Here is a 21,737-nt window from a genome sequence, read left to right as displayed (position 1 = left end):
TTTTATTCGGCCGTGATCCCCGCCTTGCGCACCACCTCGCCAAACTTCACGAGGCGCTCGGACATCATCTTCTCGAAGGCGGCGGGCGTCATTTCCTCGGGCGCGATCACGCCGCGCTCCTTGAGGCTGGCCTGCATGGCCGGCGACGTGGCCACCTGGCGCACGGCCTTGTACAGCGTCTGCACGATGGCGTCCGGCGTGCCCCCCGGGGCGGCCAGTCCGGTCCACGACGTGAGGTTGAGCTGGGGATAGCCCACCTCGGCCATGGTGGGCACGTCGGGCAGCTGCGGCAGGCGCTGGTCGGCCGCCACCGCCAGCGCGCGCACCCTGCCGGCCTGCACGTGGGGCAGCATGATGACCAGGTTGTCGAGGATGAACTGCACCTCGTTGGCCAGCACCGCCGTGATCAGCGGCGTGCCGCCGCGGTAGGGAATGTGGGTGGTGAACACGCCCGTGGCGGCCTTGAGCATCTCCACGTTGAGCTGGCCCATGCTGCCCACGCCGCCGCTGCCGTAGTTGAGCTTGCCGGGGCTCTTCTTCGCGTAGTCGATGAACTCCTTGAAGGTCTTGATGGGCAGGCTCGAATGCACCACCAGCGCATTGGGCTGGCGGCCCAGGATGGCGATGTTCTCGAAGTCCTTGATGGGGTCGTAGCCCACCTTGGGCTGCGTGAGCGGGTTGGCCAGGTGGCTGCTCTGCGACGACACCACCAGCGTGTAGCCGTCGGGCTTGGCGCGCGCCACCATCTGCGACGCCACCGAGCCGCCCGCGCCGGCGCGGTTCTCCACCACGATGGGCACGCCCAGCGCGCTCGACAGCGGCTCCGAATACTGGCGCGCCATGATGTCCACCGATCCGCCCGGAGGGAACGGCACCACGAGCGTGATGGGGCGCGAGGGGTACTTGTCGTCGGCGCGTGCCGCCAGCGGGGCGAGGCCCGCGAGGCCAAGCCCCAGGCCGGCGTTCAGGATGTGGCGGCGGGTGGGTTGTGTGGAATGCATGAGTCGGCTCTCGAAAATCAGGGGTGGTCCAGGACGGCCAGCGCCACGGCCTGGGCGCGCGGCACGAAGGTGGCGAGCTCGCAGTACTCGCGCTCGGTGTGCGCATGCCCGCCCACGGGGCCGGTGCCGCACAGCGTGGGCGCGCCCACCGAGGCGGTCAGGCCGCTGTCGGCCGCGCCGCCGGTGAACTCGCCCTGCACCTCGAAGCCCAGCGCCCTGGCGCCGCGCTGGTAGAGCGCCAGCAGCTCGTCGGGCGTGGGCTTCATGGGCATGGTGCGGCGCGATTCGGTCACGCGGCCCTTGGTGCGCGGCACCGACTCTTCCTCGACGATCGCGCGCACCTTCGCGAGCAGTTCGTCCGGATCGGTTTCCGACGTGAAGCGCATGTCCAGCTCGGCCTTGGCATGCGGCGCCACCATGTTGGGCACGATGCCGCCGTGCACCACGCCCACGTTGGCGGTGACGCCCGTGGCTGGGTCGGTCAGCGCATGCAGCGCGAGGATCTTGCGGGCCAGCGCCTCGATGGCACTGGCGCCGGCCGCGTGGTTGATGCCCGCATGGGCGGCGACGCCCTCGACCTCGAACTCCACCACCATCGAGCCCTTGCGGCTGGTCACGAGGTTGCCGCTGACGCGGCCCGGTTCGGCGTTGAGCACCGCCCGCGCACCGCGCGCCGTGGCCATGATGCGGTCGCGCGTGGCGGCCGAGCCGATCTCTTCGTCGCACGAGAAGAAGAGCTGCAGCGGCGCCTTCAGCCCACCGCAGCGTGCGAAGGCCTCGGCCACGAACACGTTCATCACCAGGCCCGACTTCATGTCGGCCACGCCGGGGCCGTAGGCGCGCCCGTCTTCCACGCGGAAGGGCCGGCGCGCCGCGGTGCCCGCCGGGTAGACGGTGTCCATGTGCCCCATGAGCAGGATGGGCGCGCCCTCGGCGGGCCCGGGCACCTGGGCATGCAGCAGCACGCCATAGCCCGGCACCGGCTCGAACTGCACGGCCACGCCCGCGGCCTCCAGCCGTTCGCGCAGAGCCGTGGCCACGGCGGTCACGCCCGCTTCGTTGCGGCTGCCGCTGTCGATGTCGACCACTTTCTGCAACAGGTCTTGCATCGCCTGCCCCTGGCCGGCCAGCCAGTCCAGGATGCGCGCACGCACCTGCGAGCGGCTCTCTTCAAGGGTATCCTGCATCTTCGTCCTTCGATGAACCCCGCGGCGGCGGGGTGAAATTTGGGCCGCAGTGTTGCACGCGTTGCTTGTGTTTGCAATGCTTTTTTCATAAATAAGACATCAATGAAATCATCATTGCAAGGATCGACCGGCCTGCTCACCGAGCGCCTGGCCCGCCAGGGCGGCGAGCTCACGGCCAGCGAACGCGCCCTGGCCGAGGCCCTGGGGCGCGACTATCCGCACGCACTGCTGGAATCCGCCACCGCCCTGGCCGCGCACAACGGCACCAGCGCCTCCACGGTGGTGCGGCTGTTTGCCAAGCTGGGCTATGCGAGCTATGCCGAGGCGCAGCGCGAAGCGCGCGCGGAAGTCACCGCGCTGCTGCAGACGGCGGGGCAGCGCGCCCCCGTGACCATCGGCACGCAGCGCAGCCTGCAGCAGTGCGTGGACGACGCCCTGCTGCATGACCAGCACAACATCAACGCCACGCGCGACGGCCTGGACATGGCGGCGTTCGAGGCCATGGCCACGCGCATTGCCAAAGGCAAGGGGCGCCTCTTCGTACTGGCGCAGATCAACAGCGCGCCCGTGGCCGCCTGGCTGGCCCTGCACCTCAACATGTGCCGCCCCGGCGTGCACGAGCTGGGCGCGGGCGCGGTGGCCGCCACCGACCAGCTGCTGTGGATCCAGCCCGAGGACGCCCTGCTGGCCTTCAGCATCCGCCGCTACGCCAGCGGGCCGGTGAAGGTGGCGCAGCGTTTTCGCGAAGCCGGCGCGCAGGTGCTGGCCATCACCGACAGCCCCGCCGCGCCGCTGGCCGCGCTGGCGCATCACCGGGTGCAGGTGCGCACGTCGAACGCATCGCCGTTCGATTCCTACACCGCGGCGTTCTTTGTCTGCAATGCGCTGGTGTCGGCGGTGGCGCAGCTGCGGCATGAGGCCGTGCCGCAGGTGCTGGCGCGGCGCGATCAGTTGTGGAAGGACGTGGAGGCGTCGCAGCTCATCGTGGATGAGGCGCCTGCGCGTTCAGGGCCCGCGCGGCGCAAGTCGGGCAAGGGGTAGGAACGGCAGGTCAGGGCACGCGATTGCGCTTTAGCGTCGGCTTGGCAGCCCTCTTCGCAAACAAGTCTTCGCACAATCCCCGAAGCCAGCGGTTGGCCGGGTCCTGGTGGTAGCGCGCATGCCAGTGCTGCTTGACGGTGAACGGCGGGACCGGCACCGGGCAATCGAACACCTTGAGCTCGCCGGTGCGAGCCAGCGTCTCGCCGATGTGGCGCGGCACGGTGGCAATCAGGTCCGTCGTCGACACGACGGCGGCCAGGCCCAGGAAGCCCGGAAGTTCCAGCAGGATGCGGCGTGCCACGCGTTGCCGCAGCAAGGCCGCCTCCAGCAGCTGGACACCCGTGCCGCCGACGATGCCGACGTGCGCCTCCGCCTTGTAGTCGCGCAGGCCGAAGCCCTTGCCGCCGATGCGCGGATGGCGCGCGTTGACCAGGCACACCCAATCTTGCGGGTAAAGCACCTGCTGATAGAAGCCTGACTCCAGCCAGGGCACCAATCCGATGGCCAGGTCCGCCTGCCCGGATTGCAGCGCCTGCGCGCTCTGCTCGTCGATGCGGGCCGCTTCCAACCTTACCCCCGGCGCCAGGGCACGCACGTGCGCCAGCAACTGGGGCAGCAGCGTGATGTGGCTGGCGTCCGTCATGCAGATGCGAAAACGGCGCGTGGCACTGGAGGGGTCGAAGGCCTGCGCGGGCGCAGCCAGGCGCCGCAGCGAAGCCAGCGCTTCGCGCGCCGGCACGATCAGTTCCTCCGCGCGCGGCGTCGCCTGCATGCCGGCGGCCGTGCGCACGAACAGCTCGTCCCCCAACTGCCTGCGCAGGCGCCCGAGCCAGTTGCTCACCGTCGGCTGGCTCTGGCCGAGCTGCTCGGCGGCGCGCGTCACGCTGTTGGTGCTGTAGAGCAAGTCGAAGAGCCGCAGCAGCTTGACGCTGAGCAGCGCCGTGCCGTCATCGGTGTCGTCGTCGAGGTTCATTTCAAAACGGAATGTAGATCATTTCAACCATGTCATGGACGCAATGATGGTCGAAACCTATCGTTCACCCATTCCAACGGAGACACGCATGAAGATCTACTTTCTCGGCGCCGGTGCACTGGGGTGCGCCATTGGCGGAACACTCGCCGCCGCAGGGTCCGACGTCACGCTGATCGACCCTTTCGAGACGCACGTCGACGCCATCAGGCGCGATGGCCTTCGCATGAAGGACGGCGACACGGAACGCGTCGTCAAGGTTCGCGCGACGGTGGGTTGCAGCGGCCTCGAACCCGCCGATCTGGTGATCGTGCTGGTCAAGTCCTTCCATACGCGTTCGGCCATCGAAGGCGCCAGGGGCATCGTCGGACCCGGCACGGCTGTGATGTCGTTGCAGAACGGCATGGGCCACGAAGAGATCCTGTCCGAGGTGGTGGGCCGCGAGCATGTGCTGGCCGGCAAGACCTATGTCGGCGGCGTGCTGCTCGGCCCCGGCCGCATCATTGCCGGCACGCGCGGCAAGCGCACGGTGATCGGCGAGCTCGACGGCGCCATCAGCGAACGCGCCAAGGCGATCGCCGCCGAGTTCGAGCGCGCCGCTCTGCCCTGCGAGGTCAGCGGCAACATCATGGGCGTGATGTGGGACAAGCTCCTCATCAACGTGTCCACGGGCGCGTTGAGCGCCATCACGGGGCAGGTCTACGGCAGCCTCTATGCGGTGCCGGAGATCGAAGCCACCGCCATCGCGGCCGTCGCCGAAGCCATGGCGGTGGCCAAGGCCGGCGGCGTGACCTTGTCGATCAAGGAACCGCGCGACGCCTGGCTGATGGCCGCCGAAGGCCTGCCTTACGAATTCAAGACCTCGATGCTGCAGAGCCTGGAGAAGGGCTCGATCACCGAGATCGACTTCATCAACGGCTCGGTGGTGCGCAATGGCCACAAGCACAACGTGCCGACGCCGGTCAACCAGACGCTGGTCGCCGCGATCAAGGGCATCGAGCGCCGCATGGAGGCGAAATAAATGAGCGCCGCACCCAAAGCCTATGTCGAGCATGTCGCGATCTGGGTGAAGGACATCCACTGGCACATCAAGTTCTTCCACGACGTGTGCGGCATGACCATGCGCGAAGTGCAGGGCACGGCGGAGGACCCCATCCAGTACTGGACGCTGGGCGGCATGCAGTTCATGGCCAAGCCTGACTTTGCAGGCCCCGAGGGCCGCCTCGGCCACCTCGGCGTGATGTGCGAAGACCTCGAAGCCGCGCTCGCCGCGGCGCGGGCCTTCGGCGTCACCGAAATGCCGCAGGGCCGCAACTGGCTGCGCCTGCCTGACGGCCTCGCCGTCGAATTCATCCAGGCCAGTGCCGGCGCGGTCGCGCAGGCCCTGGCCGTCAATCCCCGCGCCTGAACAAACCATTCCACAGAGACACACCATGACCACCATCGAAGACAAGTACTGGGACGACGCCGTCGTCGGCGAGGAGTGCATCAGCCCGCCCTACGAAGTGACCGAAGCCCGCGTGATGGCCTACGCGGACCTCACCGGCGACCACACGCCCGTGCACACCGACGAGGCCTATGCGCGCGCCACGCCCTTCGGCACGCGCGTCGCGCACGGCCTGTTCGGCCTGTCGGTCGCCGACGGCCTCAAGACGAAGAGCGACATGCGCTTCATGCCCGGCATGTCGCTCGGCTGGGAATGGAGCTTCGTCGGGCCAATCAAGCTGGGCGACACGGTGCGCGTGAAGTTCCACGTCGGCGCCAAGCGCGAATCGAAGAGCCGCCCCGGCTGGGGCATCCTGGTGCTGCCATCGGAGCTGATCAACCAGCGCGACGAAGTGGTGCAAAAGGGCGAGCACCGCGTGATGGTGCCGCGGAGGCCGTCATGAGCGCGCAGCAAGCCCTGCCGCTGGCCGGCATCCGGGTCGTCGACTACAGCCACTTCCTGGCCGGCCCGTACGTCGGCCGCTGCCTGGGGGCACTGGGTGCCGAAGTCATCAAGGTCGAGCGGCCCGGCACCGGCGACGCCGGCCGCCAGCACGCCTGGTTCGTTGGCGACCACAGCGGCTACTTCCTGCAGCAGAACATGGGCAAGAAAGGGCTCTGCGTCAACACCAAGGACCCACGCGGCAACGAGCTGATGCAGAAGCTGGTGGACAGCGCCGACGTGTTCGTCGAGAACTACCGACCGGGCGCGCTGAAGAAGCTGGGCCTGGGCTACGAGGAACTGGCGACGCGCAATCCGGGCCTCGTCTATTGCTCGATCTCGGCCTACGGCCACACCGGCCCCGATGCGCACCGCGCCGGCTTCGGCCTGATCGCCGAGGCCAAGAGCGGCATCATGCAGATGGTTGGCAATCCGGGCGAGGCGCCGCCGCTGCTGCGCATCTCGCTCGGCGACATGTACACCGGCATCCACGCGGTGGCCGCGATCAATGCCGCGCTGCTCGGCCGCGTGAAGTCGGGCCGCGGCCAGCACATCGACATGGCGCTGTACGACACGCTGGTGTCGATGCACGAATACGCGGTGCAGTGCTACACGCTCTCGGGCGGCAAGGAAGTGCCGGTGCAGACCGGCCACGACATGCCCAACTCCACGCTCTACGGCGTGTTCCGTGCGCAGGACGGCGACCTGGTGATTGCGGCGCAGGTCGACGATGCGTGGAAGCGCTTTGCCGCGCTGATCGAACAGACTGGCGGACCAGCGGGCTTCGGCAGCGACACGCGCTATCACACCTCGGCCGGACGCAACGCGAACCGGCTGGAGATCCTGCCGGTCGTCCGGGCCTGGGTGGAAGCTCGCCCCGTGGCCGAGGTGCTGAAGATGCTCGACGCCATCGACGTGCCCTGCGCCAAGGTCCAGCGCATCGACGAGGTGCTGGCCGACCCGCAGATCCAGGCGCGCGGCATGGTGGTCGAACAGGACCATCCGGCGCTGGGCACCATCCGCCTGCCCAACCTGCCCTTCCGCTTCTCGGACTGCGACACCACGCAGACGCAGGTGGCGCCCGACCTGGGCGAGCACAACGCCGAGGTTGCCGCCAGCCTGGGCTTCAGTGATGCGCAGATCGCTGCCATGCAGGCCGATGGCGTGCTCTACAGCAAGTGAAGGAGACGAAGCTCATGACCGACCGCTACGCCGTCATCGGCAACCCCATCGGGCACACCAAGTCGCCCATGATCCACGGCAGCTTCGCGCAGGCCACCAACCAGGACATCGACTACAGCGCCATCGAAGGCCCGCTCGACGGATTTTCCGGTGCCGTGCTTGCGTTTCGCGACGCCGGCGGCCGCGGCATGAACATCACCGCGCCGTTCAAGCTGCAGGCCTTCGAGCTCGCGACCGACAAGCTCGAGCGGGCCGAACTGGCCGGCGCCACCAACGCGCTGAAGTTCGAGGGCGACCGCATCCATGCGGACAACTTCGACGGGGTCGGCCTGGTCAACGACATCACGCGCAACCTCGGCGTTGCGATGAAGGGCGCGCGTGTGCTGTTGCTTGGCGCCGGCGGCGCTGCGCGCGGTGCGCTGCTGCCGTTCCTGGCGCAGCAGCCGGCGGAACTCGTCGTGGCCAACCGCACGCTGGCGACCGCCAGGACGCTGGCCGACAGCTTCGCATCGCATGGCCGCGTGATTGCGTCGGGCTACGAGGACCTTGCCCGGCAGCGCTTCGACATCGTCGTCAACGCGACCTCCGCGAGCTTGAAGGCAGAGCTGCCGCCGCTGCCCGCCGAAGTGCTGAAAGGCGCGAAGCTGGCCTACGAACTCGTCTACGGCAAAGGCCTCACGCCGTTCCTGCGCCTGGCCCGGAACGCAGGCGTGCCGCAGCTGGCCGACGGCGTCGGCATGCTGGTCGAGCAGGCGGCCGAGGCCTTCGCATGGTGGCGCGGCGTGCGTCCCGACACGCGCGCCGTCATCGAGCGCATGACCATTCCGCTGGCCTGAAGAAGAAGAGGAGACACCATGAAGATCCTCATGCTGCACGGCATCAACCACAACATGTTCGGCAAGCGCGATCCGGTGCAGTACGGCACCGTCACGCTGGCCGAGATCGATGCGCAACTCCAGGCGCTGGGCCGCGAACTCGGCGCCAAGGTCGAGAGCTTCCAGACCAACAGCGAGGCCGCGATGTGCGAGCGCATCCACCAAGGCTTCACCGACGGCGTGGATGCCGTGCTGATCAACGCAGGCGCGTGGACGCACTACAGCTACGGCATCCGCGATGCCTTGGCGATCCTGACGGTGCCAGTGGTCGAACTGCACATGTCGAACATCCACGCACGCGAACCCTTCCGCCACCACTCGGTGTTTGCAGAAATTGTCAGGGGCCAAATCTGCGGGTTCGGTTCCGACAGCTATTTGCTCGCGCTGCGCGCCGCCGTGTCGGCTGCGCGCCGGTAATCTTGCGCTCACTCCGCGCGAATGTCGTTCGCCTTCACGATGTCGCCCCACAGCTTGAAGTAGTGGCGCGTCATCTGTGCCAGCTGCTCCGGCGTGCCGCCGCCGGGTTCATCGCCGCGCTCGACGATGCCCTTCTGGATGCCCGCGTCCTTCAGCGCGGTGTTCATCGCGCCGTTGGTTTTTTTCACGATGTCGGCGTTGAGGCCGGGCGGGCCGTACAGGCCGATGAAGGAGATCACCTCGAAGTCCTTGAGCCCGCTCTCCATGGCCGTGGGCACGTCGGGGAAGGCCGGCACGCGCTTGGCGCCGGTCACCATCAGCGGCCGCAATTGGCCTGACTTGATGAACGGCGCAATGACCGAGGCGGCATCGAACATCGCAACCACGCGGCCGGCGATCAGGTCGGTCATGGCCGGGCCGCTGCCCTTGTAGGGCACGTGGTTCATCCGGGGCTTGCCGATGCGCTCGCGGAACAGTTCCATCGTCGCGTGCGTCAGGCTGCCGGGGCCGGCCGAGGCGTAGTCGATGCCGTTCTTTTCCTTGTCCTGCACCTTGACCCACTCGACGAACTCCTTGAGGTTCTTCGCCGGCACGCTGTTGGGCACGGCCAGGACAAGCGAGGACTGCAGCAGCAGGCCGATGGGCGTGAGCTTGAGCGGGTCCGCCATCGCCGTGTTGCGGTAGGTGTGCGGGTTGAGCGTGATGTTGCCGTTGCCCACCAGCAGGCGGTAGCCGTCGGGCGCCGCCTTCATCACGTTGTCGGTACCGATGTTGCCGCCGGCGCCGGCCTTGTTGTCGATGACCACGCCCTGGCCCAGCACGGCCTGCATGCCGGCCGTCACCATGCGACCCGCGAAGTCGGTCTGGCCGCCGGGCGGGTAGCCCACCACCAGCGTGACCGGCTTGCTCGGCCACGCACCCTGGGCAAAGCTGAGCGGGCTGGCAATGGCCGCCGCGGCCGCCAGGCCGTGCTGCAGGACGGTGCGGCGCGTGGCGCGCGCGTTGGCATTGGGTGTGTGACGCATGGGTTGTCTCCTGGTCGGGTGGGTGGAAGGAACTGGCGGGCTTCTTGTTGCCCAGTGTGTTGCTGTGGATTCTGCGTCAGGTCGCGGAACCAGAACTGCTGGCCCGGGATTTGGCATCGACCGACAACCGCCTTCGTGTTGTCAGATCTGTTGAGTGCGCAACTACGTGGGCGTCTCGCTGAACGGTTCGGCCGCGACCTGGAACTCGTCCTCGTAAACAAGATACCCGGGACGCTCGCTGCGCAGAACGTCAACCATCACGTCATGCGCAATCAGAATCTGTGCGAGCCCGTGCATCTTTCTGATGTGGTGGGTCGCAGAGTCCTTGAACCAGCTCAATGCCACGTTCTTTGCATTCGACTTCGACGAGCGAGCGAAGCTTCGAGGCTTGCGCAGATTCTTGCGGAACCAGTCGGAGATCTCGTGATAGCTCTCTTGATCATGGCCAATGAGCAGGCCTTGATGCTCGAGATCCGCCAGCGCTTGAAACAAGCCTTGCCTGCGACCGGAATCCGGGTCGTTGCTATGGATGACAAAGCGGATGAACATTCCGAGGGCAACGAATGGCAGCGGACAAGCTACCGATCAGACACCATGTAGAGCTTGAAGCGGCAACGCGTCTTGCCGTAGTTCACGCAGCCCCAGAACGGTGTGCCGCCCTCCTTGGGCTTTCTCTCCGCCATCTTCACACCGCAGTTCACGCAGGTCGGCTTCCAGTACTCGCCTTCATAGGCGACTGCGAGCAGTGCCTGCTGCTGCTCGGGCGTGCGCGTACCAATGAGGCGCAGCAGACCTGATCGATCTTGGGCGTTGATGCCATTGGCCTTGGCGAAGACCAACGCGTCGTCAGTGAATGTGGAGCTTGTGGCGAAGGTGCCGTACTGCAGATCGTTGGCTTTGAGCACGCCGAAGAACTCGCGCAACTGCTGCACGCCGACAGGCTTGCGGCGCCAGTGCTTGCACTGAACGATCATCGGTTTTGGGCTGTGCGCCGAATAGAGCCAGATGTCGACGCCGCCGTCCGCGCCGTGCGACTGGCTCTCCGTACGCACGCCGGCCTGCCCAAACAGCGTTTCGCACAATGCCTCGAAACGGCGCCACTCGATGTCCTCGAATACCTGAGGCGACCAGGCCTGTTGAGGCGCATGAGCCGCCCCGCCGGTTTCGCCTGTGAGTTCTTTCTTCAGCGCGCTCAACCACCCCGCCATACGTCACCTCCGCCTCTTGAGGCACCAATGTAACGCAGTGTTGCAGCACTTCTCCAGGCCGGCTTGATGCCCAGCTGCGCCGCGGACCAGCTACCGGCTCGGCTTTCGACGAGCATCCTGCGCACGAATCCGCTGGCCGCGCTCGACGCCTACCTGGTAGATGCTGACCAGCTCGCAGCGCCGCCAGAAACCCACGCCCTCCAATGCGGTGGAGATGTCGATCTTCGCCAGCTGGTAGAACCCCAGAACCACCCCTTGCGCGAATGCGGAAATCAGTGGCTCCGCGTGCCCGGCAACTCTGGAGCTGCCGCGGATCAGCTTGCCGCCAAGCTCCATGAGCTTGAGCGCATGGCTCGACCCGGTTGCGGTGCTTTCCTTCGGCACCCGCAGGCACCAGAGCCTGGAGCCGAGCGTCCACACCATGTGGCGCGGCACCTCGTCGAATGGGGCCTCTTCGATCACGATCTGCCTTGCGCGGATGTCGCCGAAGTCGTGATGGTCCTGGCCGTAGAAGAGCCTGGCGAACTCGTCGGCCTTTCTCTCCACGGCGCGGTCGCTGCGTGCCATCTTCTCCGCGGCCCTGAGGCCGGAGACATGCGCGACGAGAAAGCCCAACTCGTCGGATGACATCCGGCGGCCGGACGCCATGCGGCGGTCGTACCAGTCCGCCAACTGGGTCAAGGTCTTGCATTCCATGAAAGCCCTGTCGAAGGGCGTATCAGGAGAGAAGCAAGAGCGCCGCTTGAACTCGCCTTCAGGCCGTTTCATGGCAACGGTCCTCGATCCCCTCCCCCAACATCGACTCCGCCGCTGCCACCGCGAGCCGGCAGCACAAAGGCTGCGCCCACGGGTGTTGGATTCCGTCGATCTCTGACCCTAGATTTGGAGTGACCCCCCTTGGGGTCACTCCATTAGCCGGGTCAATTTTCGGTGGCAACCAACACTCTCCGCTCACTTCGGCGCGGTGGGTGAAATGTAGGCTAAAGAAGAACTAATGAGCCCTCGGGCTTCCGTGAACCAATCGGGCGACAGAACAACATTCCCCAGACGGGCAAAACAAAAAGCCGGACACCCTTGAAAGTGTCCGGCTTCATATCTGGTCCCGCCGCCAGGAATCGAACCTGGATCTCAGCCTTCGGAGGGCCGAATTCTATCCGTTGAAATACAGCGAGGAATCTGGGCTCCGGCAGAACCGGAGCCACGCATTATCGCCCATCAGGCGGCGACTTCTTCAGCTTCGTTTCCGATGCCCGCCGCCAAGTTCCGTGGAAAGCCCAGTCCGGCCAGGTAAACGTTGAAGGTGCGCCGGCCGGTGGGCACCAGGTCGAAGGCGGTGGGGTCGAGCAGCCAGTTCTGGATGAGCCCGCTGATCAGCGCGTGCAGGCCCTGGGCCGCCACGTCGCCGGGCACGGGCAGCTTGATGTGGTCGCGCCGCGCGGCCAGGCGCAGGGCTTTTTCGAAATCGCCCACGCAGGCGTTGCGCGCGGTCAGGTGACGCTGCTGCACCGAGGCCATGTCGTGGGTGTATTCGACCTTATGGGTGGCCACGTCGAACACGCGGCGCACCTGGGGGTCGGTGGTCATGAGGGTGAGGGCGTGCACCATGCCCTCCTCTATTTCGGCCAGGGGGTCGTCGTTGGGGCCCGCGGCCACGGCGGCGGCGCGGGGGCCGGCCTCCAGCGGGAGGATGACGCGCTCCATCATCGCGTTGAAGAGGGCGGCCTTGTCCTTGAAGTGCCAATAGATGGCGCCGCGGGTGGCTCCGGCCTGCTGCGCAATCTGCTGCAGCGTGGTCTGCGAGACGCCTTGCGCCTGAAACAGCAGCTCCGCGGCATCGAGCAAGCGATTCCGCGTGGCCAGTGCCTCTTCCTTCGTACGACGTGCCACCAAGTCTCCCAATTTGTAAAGCCAAGCCCTTTCCGGATCGTGGGGCCATTCGATGCTGTCACTATACATCCATGAATGTATGTAAACTATCGGGCTTCCCCGATGGCCCGGCTGTTTATGCTGGCTTTCTGTTCGCTTCGCGAACGCGCCATCTCCCGTCTTTGCTTCAAAGGATTCGCATGCCTCTCCTGCATGTTTCGCGTCAATCGTCGTTTTCGCCGCGCCTCGCGATCGTGGCCGCTGCTGTGGTGTTGGCGCTCGCGGCCTGTTCCAAGGGCGATGCGCCTGCCGGTCCGGGCGGCGGTGCCGGCGGCGGCGCTCCGCCGGCCCCCGAGGTGGGGGTGGTGGTGGCCGCGCCAACCGACGTGGGCCTGGTGACCGAACTGCCGGGCCGGCTCGAAGCCTCGCGCGTGGCGCAGGTTCGCGCCCGCGCCTCGGGCATCCTGCTGAAGCGCGAGTTCCGCGAAGGCAGCGACGTGAAGGCCGGCCAGCTGCTGTTCCGCATCGACCCGGCACCGCTGGTGGCCGCCGCGCAGAACGCCCAGGCCACGCTGGCGCGCGCCGAAGCCAACGCCGTGCAGGCCAAGGCACTGGCCGACCGCTACAAGCCGCTGGTCGAGGCCAATGCGGTGAGCAAGCAGGAATACGCGACGGCCGTGGCCTCGCAAAAGACCGCCGAGGCCGATGTGGCCGCGGGCCGCGCCGCGGTGCAGACGGCCAAGATCAACCTGGGCTATGCCGACGTGACCTCGCCCATCGCGGGCCGCATCGGCCGCGCGCTGGTGACCGAGGGCGCGCTGGTGGGCCAGGGCGACGCCACCGAGCTGGCCGTGGTGCAGCAGATCAACCCGATGTACGTGAACTTCACGCAGTCGGCCTCCGACGTGCTAAAGCTGCGCCGCGCACTGGCTGCCGGCCAGTACAAGCGCGCCAACGGCGAAGAGGCGGCCAGCGTAAACGTGGTGCTGGAAGACGGCACCGACTACGCGCTGCCCGGCAAGCTGCTGTTCTCCGACCTGACGGTGGATTCGACCACCGGCCAGGTCACGCTGCGCGCCGAGGTGCCCAACCCGAAGGGCGAGCTGCTGCCCGGCCTGTATGTGCGCGTGAAGCTCGAGCAGGCCCAGGCCACCAACGCGATCACGATTCCCCAGCAGGCCGTAACGCGCACGCAGCAGGGCGACACGGTGTCGGTGGTGAGCGCCGACGGCAAGATCAGCCAGCGCACGGTGAAGATCAGCGCCGCCAAGGACAACCAGTGGGTGGTGCTCGATGGCCTGAAGGCCGGCGAGCAGGTGATGGTCGACGGCTTCCAGAAGCTGCAGATGATGCCGCCCGGCACGCCCGTGAAGGCGGTGCCCTGGAAGAAGCCCGCGCCCAACGGCGCGGCACAACCGGCTGCGCCGGCGGCGTCTGCCGCGGCGGCGCCAGCCAGCGGTCCGGCGCCTGCCACGGCCGAGAAGAAGTAATCAGGAGCGCGCCCGCATGGCCAAATTCTTTATCGACCGACCGATCTTCGCCTGGGTGATCGCGCTGTTCATCCTGGTGATGGGCGGTGTCGCCATCACACAGCTGCCGATCTCGCAGTACCCGCCGGTGGCTCCGCCGGCCATCGTGATCAACGTCGCCTACCCCGGCGCCTCGGCCCAGACGCTGGAGGACAGCGTGCTGTCCGTGATCGAGCGCGAGATGAACGGCTCGCCGGGCCTGATCTACATGGAATCGGTGGCCCAGGCCGACGGCACAGGCACCATCACCATCAGCTTCGAGGCCGGCACCAACGACGACCTCGCGCAGGTGGACGTGCAGAACCGGCTCTCGCGCGCCACGCCGCGCCTGCCGGCGGCCGTGACGCAGCAGGGTGTGCGCGTGGACAAGTCGCGCAACAACTTCCTGATGTTCGTGATGCTGTCCTCGGACAATCCGCAGTTCGACCCGGTGGCGCTCGGCGACTATGCCGCCCGCAACGTGGTGCCGGAACTGCAGCGCGTTGTCGGCGTGGGCCAGGCCCAGCTGTTCGGCTCCGAAAACGCGATGCGCATCTGGGTCGACCCGGCCAAGCTGCAGGGCTTCAACTTGTCGGCCACGGACGTGAACAACGCGATCCGCGCGCAGAACGCGCAAGTGGCCTCGGGCACCTTGGGCGACCTGCCCAACATTCCGGGCCAGGCCATTGCGGCCACGGTGGTGGTGAACGGCCAGCTGGCCAACGTGGAGCAGTTCCAGAACATCGTGCTGCGCGCCAACACCGACGGCTCGACCGTGCGGCTGAAGGACGTGGCGCGGGTGGAGCTGGGCGGCCAGTCGTATGCCACATCGGCGCGCCTGAACGGCGTGCCCGCGGTGGGTATTGGCGTTCAGCCCACGCCCAACGGCAACGCGCTGGAATCGGCCAAGGCGATCCGCGCCAAGATGGCGGAGCTGGAGCGCTTCTTCCCGCAGGGCGTGAAGTGGAACATTCCGTACGACAGCTCGCGCTTCGTGCAGATCTCGATCACCGAAGTGGTCAAGACGCTGCTGGAAGCCGTGGCGCTGGTGTTCGTGGTGATGTTCCTGTTCCTGCAGAATTGGCGCTACACGATCATCCCGACCATCGTGGTGCCCATTGCGCTGCTGGGTACGTTCGCGGCGCTGCTCGGTCTGGGCTTCTCGATCAACGTGCTGACCATGTTCGGCATGGTGCTGGTGATCGGCATCGTGGTGGACGACGCCATTGTGGTGGTGGAGAACGTCGAGCGCATCATGAGCGAAGAGGGTCTGTCGCCGCTCGAAGCCACGCGCAAGGCCATGAAGCAGATCTCGGGCGCCATCATCGGCGTGACCGTGGTGCTGATCTCGGTGTTCGTGCCGCTGGCGTTCTTTGCGGGCTCCACGGGCAACATCTACCGCCAGTTCTCGGCGGTGATGGTGACCTCGATCGCCTTCTCGGCCTTCATGGCGCTGTCGCTCACGCCTGCGCTGTGCGCCACGCTGCTCAAGCCGGTGGAAGCCGGCCACCATCACGAAAAGACCGGCTTCTTCGGCTGGTTCAACCGCGGCTTTACGCGCACCGCCAAGGGCTATGAAAGCCTGGTCGCGCGCATCCTGCGCCGCGCGGCGCGCTACCTGATCATCTACGTGGCGATCATCGGCGCGGTGGTGTACACCTACACGCACCTGCCGAGCTCGTTCCTGCCGGCGGAAGACCAGGGCAACATCATCGTGAACGTGCAACTGCCCCCGGGTGCCACGCAGGAGCGCGCGCTGTCGGTCATGCAGCAGGTCGAGGGCTTCATCCTGAAGCAGCCCGAAGTGCAGAGCATGGTGGGCGTGATGGGCTTCAGCTTCTCGGGCCAGGGGCAGAACGCGGGCCTTGCCTTCGTGACGCTGAAGGACTGGGAAGAGCGCAAGGACCCGGCCCATTCGGCCAGCGCGCTGGCGGGCCGCGCCTTCGGTGCGCTCTCGGGCATTCGCGACGCGTTCATCTACCCGTTGAGCCCGCCGCCCATTCCTGAACTGGGCAATGCCAGCGGCTTCAGCTTCCGGCTGCAGGACCGCGGGGGCGCAGGCCACGATGCGCTGATCAATGCGCGCAACCAGCTCTTGGGCATGGCCGGGCAGAGCAAGATCCTGTCGCAGGTGCGCCCCGACGGCCTGGAAGACGCGCCGCAGCTGCAGATCGACATCGACCGCGACAAGGCCAACGCGCTGGGCGTGACCTTCGACGCGATCAACGCCACGCTGTCGACGGGCCTGGGTTCGAGCTACATCAACGACTTTCCGAACCGCGGCCGCCTGCAGCGCGTGGTGGTGCAGGCCGATGCGCCGGCGCGCATGCAGCCCGACGACCTGCTGCGCCTGAACGCCAGCAACACGCAGGGCCAGCCGGTGCCGCTGTCGGCCTTTGCGACCACCAAGTGGGTCAAGGGCGCCACGCAGACGGTGCGCTACAACGGCTACCCGGCGATCCGCATCAGCGGCGACGCTGCGGCGGGCTACAGCACGGGCGCCGCCATGGCCGAGATGGAAAAGCTCGCGAGCCAGCTGCCGCAGGGCTTCGGCTTTGAGTGGACGGGCCAGTCGCGCGAAGAAAAGCTCGCGGGCTCGCAGGCCATCATCCTGTACGGCTTCGCGATTTTGGCGGTGTTCCTGTGCCTGGCCGCGCTGTACGAGAGCTGGTCGATCCCGCTGTCGGTGATTCTGGTGGTGCCGCTGGGCGTGCTGGGGGTGCTGCTGGCGACCATGCTGCGCGCCTACTCGAACGACGTGTACTTCCAGGTGGGGCTGATCACCATCATCGGCCTGTCGGCGAAGAACGCGATCCTGATCATCGAGTTTGCGAAGGACCTGCAGGCGCAGGGCAAGGGCATCGTCGAATCGGCGCTGGCCGCGGCCCACCTGCGGTTCCGCCCGATCATCATGACCTCGCTGGCCTTCGGCCTGGGCGTGGTGCCGCTGGTGCTTGCCTCGGGGGCCGGTTCGGCCAGCCAGCGCGCCATCGGCACGGGTGTGCTCGGCGGCATGGTGACGGGCACGGCGCTGGCCGTGATCTTCGTGCCGGTGTTCTTCGTGGTGGTGCGCACCCTGTTCAAGGGCAGTGCGCGCCAGCATGAGGCCGACAAGCGGCACGCGGAAGCGGCCGGCATCACGGAAGAAAAAGCACATGACTAAGAAACTGATTCCCACAGCCCTGGCCGCAGCCATGCTGCTGGCCGGCTGCTCGCTGATTCCGACCTACGAGCGCCCGGCGGCGCCGGTGCCCACCACCTTTCCGGGCGATCCGGCCCAGCCGGCCGGCCAGGCCGCGGCCGCCGTGCCCTGGGAAGACTTCTTCACCGACCCGCGGCTGAACGGCCTGATCCGCACTGCGCTCGCGAACAACCGCGACCTGCGCGTGTCGGCGCTCAACATCGAGCAGGCGCGCGCGCAGTTCCAGATCGAGCGCTCGGCGCTGTTCCCGGCCGTGGGCCTCACGGGCAGCGGCTCGCGCTCGAGCCCCAACCCCTACCAGGCCTTCGACAGCAGCGTGGGCAGCGTGTCGTCGCAGTACAGCGTCAACCTGGGCGTCACCGCCTGGGAGATCGACTTCTTCGGCCGCATCCGCGCGCTGAAGGACCAGGCGCTGGCGCAGTACCTGGCCACCGAGGAATCGCGCAAGGCCGCACAGGTGAGCCTGATCGCAGCGGTGGCCACCGGCTGGCTCACGCTGATTGCCGACGACGAGCTGCTCGAACTCACGCGCCAGACGCTGGTCACGCGCGAGGAATCGGTGCGCCTGACGAAGATGCGCTTCGACAATGGCGTGTCGTCCGAGCTCGACTTCCAGGCCGCGAACTCACTGGCCGAAACCGCGCGCGCCTCGTATGCGCAGCAGCAGCGCACGCGCATGCAGGACGAGAACGCGCTCGCCCTGCTGCTGGGCGCGCCGGTTCCGGCCGACGCCACCGCGGGCGGCATCAAGGGGCTGGACAGCGTCAAGCCGATGCCCGATGTGCCGGCGGGCCTGCCCTCCGACCTGCTGACGGAGCGGCCCGACATCCGCGCCGCCGAGCAGCAGCTGATTGCGGCCAACGCCAACATCGGCGCGGCGCGCGCGAACTTCTTCCCGCGCGTCTCGCTGACCACGACGCTGGGCACGGCGAGCAGCGAGTTCTCGGGCCTGTTCGACAGCGGCTCCAAGGCCTGGTCGTTCGCGCCGTCGGTCACGCTGCCGATCTTCGACGCGGGCCGCAACAGGGCCACGCTCGACTCGGCCAAGGCCGGGCGCGAGATTGCCGTGGCGCAGTACGAGAAGTCGATCCAGACCGCGTTCCGCGAAGTGGCCGACGCGCTGGCCGGCCGCGCCACGCTGGGCGAGCAGGTGCGTGCGCAGCGCGCGCAGGCCGATGCGGAGTCCGTGCGCTTCAGGCTCTCGGACATGCGCTACCGCAACGGGATTGCCAGCGCGCTCGACCTGCTCGATGCGCAGCGTTCGCTGTACACGGCGCAGCAATCGGCGGTCACCACGCGGCTGCTGCAGCTGCAGAACCAGGTCACGCTCTACAAGACGCTGGGCGGCGGCTGGGCGACCCCAGGCAGCAAGGGCTGAGGCTTTCGCGCGACGGACTCGAAGAGGCCTTCCGTCCTTTGGGCGGAGGGCCTCTCTATAATCGCCGGTTGATTCGAAAAAGCCCCCCGACGAGCCCCCGTTAATTGAGGACGCCAATGAGCGCAGACCCGCATTACCAGGCCACAGAAGAAGCCCACACCGGCCCGATCAAGAACCCGAAGCAACTGCTGCTCGCGGTATTTTTCTCCTTCGTAGCACCCATCCTGATCATCGTGGGCCTTGTGGCCTATGTGGTGTCGGGCAACAAGCCGGCGGGCACGGCCGAGGGCGACAACATGGCGCTGTACGGCGTGTCGCAGGACACGCGCGACCGCGAAGTGGCCGAGCGGCTCAAGAAGGTCGGCGCCATCGAGATCCGCGATGCCAACCGCCCGCTGGCAGCCGGCGATGCCGTCTTCAAGGCGCAATGCGCGGCCTGCCATGCGCCGCCCGGCATTCCCGGCGCCCCGCACCTGAACGACGCCGCAGCCTGGGGCCCGCGCATCGGCCAGGGCTACGAAACGCTGCTCGACCATGCGCTGCATGGCAAGGGCGCCATGCCGGCCCAGGGCGGCGGCGACTTCGAAGACCTCGAAATCGGCCGCGCCGTGGTCTACATGGCCAATGCCGGCGGCGCCAAGTTCCCGGTGCCCGAGCGTCCCGCAGCGGCAGCGGCACCCGCCGATGGCGCGGCTTCGGCGCCCGCAGCGGCTGCAAGCAAGTAACCGGGCCCACGCCCAAAGAAAAAGCCGGCTTCGAGCCGGCTTTTTCATAGGCGGTGCAACTTGCAGCTATTCTTTTGATAGCGTGACGAGCCTGTTCGCCGCCGGGCTCAGCACATGGCCGAAGCGCTGCGGCAGATCGGTGGAGCGCACCGGTTCGGGCGTCCACAGGCCCTGCTCCACGGCTTCGGCGGCAAGGCCCACGTCCTGCGTGTGGACCAGCCCGAGCCCGATGGGCGCGGCAAGAAAGAGACGGCCCTGCTCGTCGAGCAGGCAGGCCGAGACGGCATCGACCGCCTGCCCGGTGTGGGCCGTGACGGCAAAGCCCTTGTCGTCGGCAATGCGCCAGACGAAAGGCGCGGCCTCCAGTTCGACATACACGCGCTGGGGGCCGTTCTGGAAGAACCACTGGCCCTCGTCGTCGTGGTCGTAGTTGCGCTGGATGAAGTCGATCAGCTTCTCGTGCCGCAGCATCGAGCCCCTGGCCAGCGGGAAGGGGCCCTCGGCCTGGGTGCGGTCGTCGCGCATGTACCAGTTGCCGCGCGCGTCCAGGCCGAGCCAGCCGTAGCAGTGCGGCACATTGGGCCACTTGGCGAGGGCCTGCTTAACGATGTCGTCCATGAAAGCTATTGTGCGCGCGCCTGCGGCGCAGTGGATGGTGCAAACCCGGCCAGCCAGCCGCCCACGCGTTCCGGCAGGCCGCGCACATGGCCGGGCGGCGGCCCGAGCGGAAAGCCCACGTGGCCGCCGTGCGCGGGCTGCCACAGCGTGACGTGCGGGCCGACCTCGCCGGGGCCGGGCAGGCTCCATGCCGGAATGAACGGATCGTTCAGCGCATTCACCACCAGCGTGGGCACCCGGATCGCACTCAGGTGCGGCTTGGACGAGCCCCGGGCCCAGTAGTCGTCGGTGTTGCGAAAGCCGTGCAGCGGCGCGGTGAACACGTCGTCGAAGGCGTAGAGGTCGCGCGCCGCGAGCAGCCGCTCGCGGTCGAACAGGCCGGGAAACTGCGCCAGCTTGGCCAGTGCCTTGGGCTTCATGGTCGCCAGGAACATGCGCGTGTAGACCAGCCGGTTGAAGCCGCGGCCAATGGCCTGGCCGCCGGCCGCCAGGTCGAGCGGCGCGGACACCGAAGCCACCGCGTTGACCGAATCGCGCGCCGTGTCGCCGGCCTCGCAGGCCCAGCGCAGCAGCGCATTGCCGCCGAGCGAGACGCCCACGGCCAGCACCGGGCCGCCGCCATGGCGCGCATGCTGGTCGTGCATGCGCTGCAGGATCCAGCCGATCTCCTCGTAGTCGCCCGAGTGGTAGGCGCGCGGCGCCAGGTTCATCTCGCCGCTGCAGCCCCGGAAATGCGGCACCGCATAGGCCATGCCCTGCGCGGCGGCAAAGGCCGCGAAGGCCTCCGCATAGTGGCTGCGGGATGACCCCTCCAGCCCGTGGAACAGCACCAGCAGCGGCCGCGGGCCGGGGACGGCCGCATTGACGAAGTCGACGTCGATGAAGTCGCCGTCGGGCGCGGTCCAGCGCTCGCGGCGGTAGGCGGGCGCGGGCCCCTCGAAGCGGCGGGCATAGAGCGCCGGCCAGATGGTCTGCAGGTTGCCGCCAGGCAGCCAGCGCGGCGCCATGTAGCCCATCGACGCATGCAGGGCGGATGAAGAATATGGCGCGTCGGGGGGCATCGCTTCAGTGCAGGGTCTGGGGCAGCTCGTTCACGTCGCCGGGTTCGCGCGCGCTGCCGGGGCTCGCGTGGTGCGCCACCAGGCGCCACCCTTCGACGGTCTTGTGATAGACGTTGGTGGCCAGCACGAAGGCGTGCTTGGGGCCTTCAGGCGTGAGCACCTCGATGCGTTCGAGCACATTGTGCACGGCGCTGGCCAATGACTCGATCTTGCGCACGCGCGCCGGCGTCGCATGGATGGCGCCGTTGCCGAACATCTGCTCGAAGGCCGCGCGGATGGCGATGGCGCCCACCAGCCGGGGGCCGCCGGGATGCACGCAGAACACCTCGTCCTCGTCGGCCCAGCACGCCATCAGGGCATCGATGTCGCCGCGCTGCAGCGCTTCGTAGAAGGCCGCTTCGATGTCGTCGGCAGTGCCGCCGATGGCCGCGGCGGCGCGGAGTGGGGTCTTGGGCATGGGGTGATTTTGCCGCGCGATCGGTGACATGGGGCTGCACCGCTTTGGCCTTGCGGCGCACCGCGTTGCCGCAGCGCGGGCGGTTCGTC

Annotated in this window: 22 protein-coding genes and 1 tRNA gene; 11 read left to right on the top strand and 12 right to left on the bottom strand. The window is 67.5% G+C overall.

What is annotated here, in order from left to right:
- Window positions 1-2: 2 nt before the first annotated feature.
- Window positions 3-1,001 carry a tripartite tricarboxylate transporter substrate-binding protein gene (locus L1081_RS22845; protein WP_489414199.1) on the bottom strand — a complete coding sequence of 333 codons (999 nt, stop codon included), beginning with the start codon at window positions 999-1,001 and terminating at the stop codon, window positions 3-5.
- A gap of 17 nt (window positions 1,002-1,018) precedes the next feature.
- Window positions 1,019-2,188 carry a M20/M25/M40 family metallo-hydrolase gene (locus tag L1081_RS22840; protein ID WP_489414198.1) on the bottom strand — a complete coding sequence of 390 codons (1,170 nt, stop codon included), beginning with the start codon at window positions 2,186-2,188 and terminating at the stop codon, window positions 1,019-1,021.
- A gap of 102 nt (window positions 2,189-2,290) precedes the next feature.
- Between L1081_RS22840 and L1081_RS22835 the strand changes: the two genes are divergently transcribed.
- Window positions 2,291-3,229, top strand: a complete 939-nt coding sequence (locus L1081_RS22835; RefSeq protein ID WP_489414197.1) for an SIS domain-containing protein — start codon at window positions 2,291-2,293, stop codon at window positions 3,227-3,229.
- Window positions 3,230-3,239: 10 nt separating this feature from the next.
- On the opposite strand, the gene L1081_RS22830 is transcribed toward L1081_RS22835, so the two are convergent.
- Window positions 3,240-4,202 carry a LysR substrate-binding domain-containing protein gene (locus tag L1081_RS22830; RefSeq protein WP_489414196.1) on the bottom strand — a complete coding sequence of 321 codons (963 nt, stop codon included), beginning with the start codon at window positions 4,200-4,202 and terminating at the stop codon, window positions 3,240-3,242.
- Window positions 4,203-4,290: 88 nt separating this feature from the next.
- Here L1081_RS22830 and L1081_RS22825 point away from each other — a divergent pair, with 88 nt between their 5' ends.
- From L1081_RS22825 to aroQ, 6 genes are read left to right on the top strand one after another with little or no spacing between them, the layout of a single operon-like run.
- Window positions 4,291-5,220, top strand: a complete 930-nt coding sequence (locus L1081_RS22825; RefSeq protein ID WP_489414195.1) for a 2-dehydropantoate 2-reductase — start codon at window positions 4,291-4,293, stop codon at window positions 5,218-5,220.
- Window positions 5,221-5,607, top strand: coding sequence for a VOC family protein (locus tag L1081_RS22820; protein ID WP_369649061.1), 387 nt, complete (start codon window positions 5,221-5,223; stop codon window positions 5,605-5,607).
- 25 nt (window positions 5,608-5,632) lie between these two features.
- Entirely contained in the window at window positions 5,633-6,088 is a 456-nt protein-coding gene (locus tag L1081_RS22815; protein ID WP_489414194.1) for a MaoC/PaaZ C-terminal domain-containing protein, read from the top strand.
- Entirely contained in the window at window positions 6,085-7,308 is a 1,224-nt protein-coding gene (locus L1081_RS22810; protein ID WP_489414193.1) for a CoA transferase, read from the top strand. Before L1081_RS22815 ends, L1081_RS22810 begins: the two co-directional genes overlap by 4 nt.
- Before the next feature lie 14 nt (window positions 7,309-7,322).
- Window positions 7,323-8,144 carry a shikimate dehydrogenase gene (aroE, locus tag L1081_RS22805; RefSeq protein WP_489414192.1) on the top strand — a complete coding sequence of 274 codons (822 nt, stop codon included), beginning with the start codon at window positions 7,323-7,325 and terminating at the stop codon, window positions 8,142-8,144.
- An 18-nt stretch (window positions 8,145-8,162) separates the two neighbouring features.
- Window positions 8,163-8,600 carry a type II 3-dehydroquinate dehydratase gene (aroQ, locus tag L1081_RS22800; protein WP_489414191.1) on the top strand — a complete coding sequence of 146 codons (438 nt, stop codon included), beginning with the start codon at window positions 8,163-8,165 and terminating at the stop codon, window positions 8,598-8,600.
- An 8-nt stretch (window positions 8,601-8,608) separates the two neighbouring features.
- On the opposite strand, the gene L1081_RS22795 is transcribed toward aroQ, so the two are convergent.
- The 6 genes from L1081_RS22795 to L1081_RS22770 all read right to left on the bottom strand — a co-directional run bounded on the left by L1081_RS22795 (window position 8,609) and on the right by L1081_RS22770 (window position 12,723).
- Window positions 8,609-9,625, bottom strand: coding sequence for a tripartite tricarboxylate transporter substrate-binding protein (locus L1081_RS22795; protein WP_489414190.1), 1,017 nt, complete (start codon window positions 9,623-9,625; stop codon window positions 8,609-8,611).
- A gap of 162 nt (window positions 9,626-9,787) precedes the next feature.
- A complete protein-coding gene (locus tag L1081_RS22790) occupies window positions 9,788-10,174 on the bottom strand; it encodes a hypothetical protein (protein ID WP_489414189.1) in 387 nt (128 codons plus the stop codon).
- Window positions 10,175-10,203: 29 nt separating this feature from the next.
- Entirely contained in the window at window positions 10,204-10,833 is a 630-nt protein-coding gene (locus L1081_RS22785) for a restriction endonuclease (protein WP_489414188.1), read from the bottom strand.
- A gap of 90 nt (window positions 10,834-10,923) precedes the next feature.
- Window positions 10,924-11,601, bottom strand: coding sequence for a hypothetical protein (locus tag L1081_RS22780; RefSeq protein ID WP_489414187.1), 678 nt, complete (start codon window positions 11,599-11,601; stop codon window positions 10,924-10,926).
- Window positions 11,602-11,930: 329 nt separating this feature from the next.
- Window positions 11,931-12,005 (bottom strand) — tRNA-Arg (locus L1081_RS22775).
- Between the two features lie 43 nt (window positions 12,006-12,048).
- Window positions 12,049-12,723: a TetR family transcriptional regulator gene (locus L1081_RS22770; protein ID WP_489414186.1), complete on the bottom strand. Its 675-nt coding sequence runs from the start codon at window positions 12,721-12,723 to the stop codon at window positions 12,049-12,051.
- Window positions 12,724-12,899: 176 nt separating this feature from the next.
- Between L1081_RS22770 and L1081_RS22765 the strand changes: the two genes are divergently transcribed.
- The 4 genes from L1081_RS22765 to L1081_RS22750 all read left to right on the top strand — a co-directional run bounded on the left by L1081_RS22765 (window position 12,900) and on the right by L1081_RS22750 (window position 19,512).
- On the top strand, window positions 12,900-14,189 hold the full coding sequence (locus L1081_RS22765) for an efflux RND transporter periplasmic adaptor subunit (RefSeq protein ID WP_489414185.1): 1,290 nt from the start codon (window positions 12,900-12,902) through the stop codon (window positions 14,187-14,189).
- A gap of 16 nt (window positions 14,190-14,205) precedes the next feature.
- Entirely contained in the window at window positions 14,206-17,370 is a 3,165-nt protein-coding gene (locus L1081_RS22760; protein WP_489414184.1) for an efflux RND transporter permease subunit, read from the top strand.
- Window positions 17,363-18,787 (top strand): efflux transporter outer membrane subunit, encoded by a 1,425-nt coding sequence (locus tag L1081_RS22755; protein WP_489414183.1) that lies wholly within the window; start codon window positions 17,363-17,365, stop codon window positions 18,785-18,787. Before L1081_RS22760 ends, L1081_RS22755 begins: the two co-directional genes overlap by 8 nt.
- 116 nt (window positions 18,788-18,903) lie before the next feature.
- The gene (locus L1081_RS22750; protein WP_489414182.1) at window positions 18,904-19,512 is read left to right on the top strand and encodes a c-type cytochrome; all 609 of its coding nucleotides are present in this window, start codon (window positions 18,904-18,906) and stop codon (window positions 19,510-19,512) included.
- 66 nt (window positions 19,513-19,578) lie between these two features.
- Here L1081_RS22750 and L1081_RS22745 read toward each other — a convergent pair whose 3' ends face one another.
- Genes L1081_RS22745 through L1081_RS22735 form a run of 3 tightly spaced genes read right to left on the bottom strand, consistent with a single transcriptional unit; the run spans window position 19,579 to window position 21,648 of the window.
- Window positions 19,579-20,130 carry a DUF2946 family protein gene (locus L1081_RS22745; protein WP_489414181.1) on the bottom strand — a complete coding sequence of 184 codons (552 nt, stop codon included), beginning with the start codon at window positions 20,128-20,130 and terminating at the stop codon, window positions 19,579-19,581.
- Between the two features lie 5 nt (window positions 20,131-20,135).
- A complete protein-coding gene (locus L1081_RS22740) occupies window positions 20,136-21,146 on the bottom strand; it encodes an alpha/beta fold hydrolase (RefSeq protein WP_489416828.1) in 1,011 nt (336 codons plus the stop codon).
- Window positions 21,147-21,195: 49 nt separating this feature from the next.
- A complete protein-coding gene (locus tag L1081_RS22735; RefSeq protein WP_489414180.1) occupies window positions 21,196-21,648 on the bottom strand; it encodes a nuclear transport factor 2 family protein in 453 nt (150 codons plus the stop codon).
- Window positions 21,649-21,737 lie beyond the last annotated feature (89 nt).

Source organism: Variovorax sp. MSC1_012 (assembly GCF_023667525.1).
Taxonomy (GTDB): Bacteria; Pseudomonadota; Gammaproteobacteria; order Burkholderiales; family Burkholderiaceae_C; genus Variovorax; species Variovorax beijingensis_B.
Note: the sequence above shows the minus strand (reverse complement) of the source record. Positions and strands in the feature narration are given on the sequence as shown.